The organism is Flavobacterium sp. LC2016-01, from assembly GCF_009711135.1.
In the GTDB taxonomy this organism is placed as follows: domain Bacteria; phylum Bacteroidota; class Bacteroidia; order Flavobacteriales; family Flavobacteriaceae; genus Flavobacterium.
In genome coordinates this window covers 1-5,673 of sequence record NZ_WMIC01000018.1, presented here as the reverse complement: position 1 = coordinate 5,673, position 5,673 = coordinate 1, and the positions used below count along the sequence as shown (strand labels likewise).

5 protein-coding genes are annotated in these 5,673 nt (G+C 30.4%); 4 read left to right on the top strand and 1 reads right to left on the bottom strand.

Features of this window, described 5'->3' with window-relative positions; all coding sequences use genetic code 11:
* The 3 genes from GKZ88_RS22380 to GKZ88_RS22235 all read left to right on the top strand — a co-directional run.
* Positions 1–1,184: hypothetical protein (locus GKZ88_RS22380; RefSeq protein ID WP_196216509.1), on the top strand; the 1,184-nt coding region annotated here is incomplete at its 5' end.
* A 420-nt stretch (positions 1,185–1,604) separates the two neighbouring features.
* The gene (locus tag GKZ88_RS22240; RefSeq protein WP_196216508.1) at positions 1,605–2,513 is read left to right on the top strand and encodes a group I intron-associated PD-(D/E)XK endonuclease; all 909 of its coding nucleotides are present in this window, start codon (positions 1,605–1,607) and stop codon (positions 2,511–2,513) included.
* Positions 2,510–3,265, top strand: a complete 756-nt coding sequence (locus GKZ88_RS22235) for a hypothetical protein (RefSeq protein WP_155104497.1) — start codon at positions 2,510–2,512, stop codon at positions 3,263–3,265. The genes GKZ88_RS22240 and GKZ88_RS22235 overlap by 4 nt, the downstream gene beginning before the upstream one ends.
* Positions 3,266–3,276: 11 nt before the next feature.
* Here GKZ88_RS22235 and dcm read toward each other — a convergent pair whose 3' ends face one another.
* Positions 3,277–4,242 carry a DNA (cytosine-5-)-methyltransferase gene (gene dcm, locus GKZ88_RS22230; protein ID WP_155104496.1) on the bottom strand — a complete coding sequence of 322 codons (966 nt, stop codon included), beginning with the start codon at positions 4,240–4,242 and terminating at the stop codon, positions 3,277–3,279.
* 271 nt (positions 4,243–4,513) lie between these two features.
* Here dcm and GKZ88_RS22225 point away from each other — a divergent pair, with 271 nt between their 5' ends.
* Positions 4,514–5,533 (top strand): proline-specific peptidase family protein, encoded by a 1,020-nt coding sequence (locus GKZ88_RS22225; RefSeq protein WP_155104495.1) that lies wholly within the window; start codon positions 4,514–4,516, stop codon positions 5,531–5,533.
* Positions 5,534–5,673: the final 140 nt, after the last annotated feature.

Below are 5,673 nucleotides of genomic sequence, written 5' to 3'. Positions count from 1 at the left end.
TCAATAAACTTTCAGAATTATCAAATATTACTACTACTGTAAAAACAATAGTATCAACAGTTTTAGCAACTCAAAATACAGCAGGATTTGTAACTTATATAAATGCTTTAAATCCAGTTCTTGTTGTTGGCCCCAATGAGATTGTAAAATTCACAACCAGCGATACAGGACGAACATTTGAATTGAATTTAAGAGGCCGTTCCTTTGGTATCGGCCAGCCTGCCATAACAACAGCTAATGTTATTGAAACTACTGAATTTTTAAATAAAGATTTAAAATTGAGTAATTATCCTTCAACTCGTAATGATGGTCAATCGTCAACTAATAAATTTTTGGGTACAGATGCGAATGGGAATTTGAAAATGTATACTTTGCCAAACTTTCAGGCTCCATTTTTGGGAGAAGCATTCCCTTCTTTTTTACCAAACAGCACTGGTGACTTAACCATTATGGGGGCTTTCTTTACTCCGTTAATGACTGTCACTATTACAGGACAAACCGTAAACTATGTAACTTTTATAAATGACAATTTAATAAAAGTGAATATCACTACTGGCTCACTAGAAGGAAACTTTACTATTACATTAAATAATGGAATTTCTGTTGTTTTCCCAAATGCATTATCTATTATTTTAGGAACCATTTATGAACCAAATACAGGAGATTGGGAAAATATAAGTGGTTCAATTAATTTAAATGAAAAAGGCTCTGTAAAAATTACCGCAATGAATAGTGGCGGAGCTGCTCGTTGGAACAAACTCATAGACCATACAAAAAATTTTTCTGTTAGATTTAATGTTAAAAAATCTCCATTAGGTTATCCTAACTTTAATACACAAAATGGCTTATCTTTTAGGAAAATAAGTGATAATTCCGAAGAACTATGGTGCGATATTAAAAATTATAATTCTGTAAGTGTCACTAATTATAGAGGTTCAAGCATTGATACCGAAGATCAGAATCATATGGTTCCAAATAATGGTCCATTATGGTTGAACTGGTGGCTAAACGTTGCTCCAACGTATGTTTTTGAAATTAGATCTATTAATGGATTCATATATCTTTACCAAAATACAGTCCTATACAAAACATTTACAAAAAAATTCACAGAACATTTAAAAATAGTTGTAGACGTTCAAGCATTTGATATTGAAAACATTAAATATATAGAGTTAGTATCTTAAAAAATTGGTATATCTAATGTTTAAAAAAAAACGAAAGATTTGTAACTAGTTTTATGAGAAAGTGCTACAGAAGCAATTCCTTTTCAAATCAAAAATCATTTGCAACGTAGAATTTTAAAACTTCATTATCACAAAAAAACAGTAAATAAAAACTTCAAAATTATAGCTTTTTAAAATAATCGAATCCAGCATCTAAAGCTTAAATTTTTCAAATTACCGCAGAAAGAAATACCCAATTGCAGAAAAACAACAGGAATCCCCTTCATAAAGAATGAAGGGGTTTTGTTTTTTACAAAATATATCATCTTCAACGTATGCTTCTTTAAATTTTATAAGTAAATTCGTATTTCACCTAAAAAGCTGCTAGTAAGCTATTTTTATTATTATACAATTTTAAAAGATTATCTAATTTCATTACAAATGACTGATCCTCAAACAACTTATATACAGCAAAATATAAAAGAAATAAACCAAGCCAATTTCAGCTTAAACAAAGAAGGATTAGCTCTTTTTGGCTCAATAACCAATTTAAAAACTTTCTTAAAAGGCTATTTCATTACAAGATTAAATGAACAAGAGTTTAGCAATCAGCTTATAAAAGATTTTACAGAAAGAAATTTTATAAAAGCCAAAATAATCGAAATTGCAGATCAATATTATATCGCAAAATCAGATCTTCAATCTTTTTATGATGAAGTATTGCAAAGCAGTTTGATTAATGAAATAAATAAAGAAGAGTTCATCAATAATTCTTTAAGTTTCATCCAGAAAAGTGTCTCAAACCAGCATCAATTTGGATATGCAAAAACATCTTTAAGAAAAATAATAGAAAAACAGTATGATTTTATTTTTTCAAACGGATTTCCTACGAATCTTTTAAATATAAATACCGGAGTAATGACTGCCAACGCTGGAGACAGTGCACAATTTTTATTTCTGGCACGCGCGATTCTGGCAGGATATAACTGCTCAAATGTTGATGTTCGCTCCAGTAGATATGATGCTGTAGTCGATTTTAATAATATATTGTTACGACTTCAAATTAAAGGAGTTTCAAGCAGTAATGCTATAAGTTTTAAAGACAGAGATCGCGGTGGACAAGGAATTGATCATACTCACATAACAAATAAAGGAAAAAGAATTACGTCTGCAGATTGTGACATCTACGTTGCAGTTGATAAAGAAATTGGGATTTGCTATCTCATTCCTATGAACTACGTTGATAGTTTAGAAGAACATGAAATCACCAGTATTAATCTAAACACATTAAAACAATATAAAGAAAACTGGAATATTATTGCCCAAGTTGCCGAAACTAGAAGAATATGAAACTAGATTACCAAAAAAGAGCAAATGGAGATTATTATTTTGTCAACAACAAAAAGCCATTTAAAGGGATCGCAATTAATGAAGACAATTTAAAAAATGTTCTAAATTTTGCATACGAAATGTGTTTTGGCAATGGCCATCATAGATCAACTAGAACCGGTGGCCAATACGGAAGAAAAAATGGAGAGAAATTTTGCAATACTTTCCAGGGAAAATTAGCTGAAATTGTGCTTTATAATTTCTTTAAATCAAAATCTATCGTTTGCAACGAACCAGACTTTGGAATCTATGGTGAAGGAATTTGGGATGATACAGATTTAGAAATTTATGATAAAAAAATCAATGTAAAATCGGCCGCATCGCAATCTAACCTACTATTACTCGAAACCAAAGATTGGTCAAATAATGGTCAATATCTTCCAAATCTAAATAATGGATCAGCAAATTTATATGACTATTTTATTCTAGTAAGAATTAACCCAGATATCAAAAAGGCATTCCGAAGCAAAAAATTAATGTACAATGACATTATTCCAAAAATTGATATTGAAGAAATTATTTTCTCACAAACTTGGAGTTATGATATTGCAGGATATTGTACCACTGAGAATTTAATACAAGCCATTGCTGACAATAATATATTACCACAAAATTCCATTTTAAATGAATACACAAAAATGGATTCAAAAAACTATTATATACAATGTGGCGACATGCAAGATATAAACGAACTTTTAAAAAGTCTTCGATAGCCAAAAAATCATTATTTTTTTGATGATTTCAAAACCTTCATTATATTCTTTGACACCGCTTCAATAACTGGCACACTTACAGAGTTTCCAGCTTGTTTGTACAAATGAGAATTTGCAATTTTAGGAATTCTAAATTCGTCCGGAAAACCTTGAAATCTTAGACATTCTCTAGGCGTAAGTTTTCTAAATCCAAAATCGGTTTTTATTAAAGGTACATTGTGACCACCAGTTCCCATATTAGCAGTCAAAGTAGGACAAACATTCGATTTATTTTCTCTCACATATTGTCTTCTAAATTGATAAACTGTTTTATCTGAAGTCATTTCTTTTTGAAGCATATCGAACATATAGCGATCTTCTTTATAATAAAAATCGTCTTCTACTTTTTCATTGATAACTAAATCTTTTATCGTTTTAGTCAATTTATCTTCTTTTGGAAATTCAAAAACAGCTTCCGGATTTTCAATTTCTAATGTATCAAAAGCAACTATAAAAATACGCTCTCTGTTATGCGGAATATTTCCATAATCTTTAGTATTCAAAACTTTATACTGAAAAGAATATTTTCTGTCACGCAAAGATTTCTCAATTACCTTCATCGTATTTCCATGATCGTGATTAACAAGATTCTTTACGTTCTCCAGAAATACAACTTTAGGTCTCATGGTGTCCACAAAATCTAATATTCTAAAAAAATGATTTCCTCTATTGTCGTCAAAACCTTTTCTATAACCAGCAACCGAAAAAGGCTGACATGGAAATCCTGCAGTCAAGACATCAATTTTAGGAATTCCATCTAAATTAAGCTGCAAAACATCACCTTCAATTAAATTATGTTTGAAGTTTTCTTTGTAAGTTATACAGGCGTTTTTATCATATTCATTTGCCCAAAGTAAATCAAAACCTGATTTTTTAAATCCTAAACAAATCCCTCCAATACCGGCATATAGACTTCCAACAGTAAATTTATTGCTCATTTTAATATATTGCTAATTTTAGTATACAGCACTAATTGTACGTAATCATTTTTACAAAGATAACTATTCAATTTTGAATAAAATATTGCTTTTAAAAATTCAAATCATAAATTAAAAACAAAAAAATCTTAGCTAAAAATTCAATCTTCGATAAACTTCTAGGCTTAAAATTGCATTCAAAATTTCGGCAACAATCTATTTTTCAAACGTCTATTATAAATTTGTATTTTAGACAACACAAATTCAACCTAAAACCATAAAATTTTAAAATATGCGTCGTATTATACTCATTCTAGTAATTGCAATGATAACTTCATGCAAAAAAGAAAACCAGTCTACAGCATTAGCTGAATATTTCACCTATAATAAAGATAATAATGTAGAAGCCGCAGGTGTGAAAATGATTCCAATAAAAACACCAGTTGGTGAATTTAAAGTCTGGACAAAACGCTTTGGAAATAATCCAAAAATAAAAATACTTTTATTACATGGTGGTCCAGCGATGACACACGAATATATGGAATGTTTTGAAACATTTTTTCAGCGAGAAGGTTTTGAATTTTACGAATATGATCAATTAGGCTCCTATTACAGCGATCAGCCAAAAGACAGCAGTTTATGGACAACTGACAGATTTGTTGATGAAGTTGAACAAGTACGGAAAGCGATAAATGCAGATAAAGATAATTTCTATGTTTTAGGAAATTCCTGGGGAGGAATATTAGCTATGGAATATGCCTTAAAATATCAGCAAAACATGAAAGGCTTATTAATATCTAATATGATGGCAAGTGCGCCAGAATATGGAAAATATGCTGAAGACGTTTTAGCCAAGCAAATGAAACCCGAAATTCTTGCAGAAATAAGAGCTTTAGAAGCTAAAAAAGATTTTAATAATCCAAGATATATGGAATTACTAATCCCAAATTTTTACAAAGAACATTTATGTAGATTAAAAGAATGGCCTGACGGATTAAATCGTGCCAGCAAACATGTAAATGGAGAAATTTATACTCTAATGCAAGGCCCAAGTGAATTCGGTATTAGCGGAAGATTATCAAAGTGGGATATCAAAAACAGACTCCACGAAATTACAATTCCTACACTTATGATTGGTGCAAAATATGACACAATGGACCCAAAAGCAATGGAAGAGCAAAGCAAATTAGTTAAAAAAGGGCGTTATTTATACTGCCCAAACGGAAGTCATTTAGCCATGTGGGACGATCAAAAAATCTTTATGAATGGCGTAATTCAATTTATAAATGACGTTGATAATAAAAAATTCTAAAAAGAACAAAAACACAACATATTGATTTACAACACCTAAACATTCAATAATAAAACTATTTATGGCGTTTCCCTTCGGGCCGGGCTCTGCGCTGTATCTTTTGCGGAAGGATTTTCAGTTTAAAAGAGATGTTCACGTTC

Bases quoted from the DNA above. Each gene is read 5' to 3' on its own strand.
- GKZ88_RS22235 (WP_155104497.1), top strand. From the start codon at position 2,510: ATGAAACTAGATTACCAAAAAAGAGCAAATGGAGATTATTATTTTGTC.
- GKZ88_RS22225 (WP_155104495.1), top strand. From the start codon at position 4,514: ATGCGTCGTATTATACTCATTCTAGTAATTGCAATGATAACTTCATGC.
- dcm (WP_155104496.1), bottom strand. From the start codon at position 4,242: ATGAGCAATAAATTTACTGTTGGAAGTCTATATGCCGGTATTGGAGGG.
- GKZ88_RS22240 (WP_196216508.1), top strand. From the start codon at position 1,605: ATGACTGATCCTCAAACAACTTATATACAGCAAAATATAAAAGAAATA.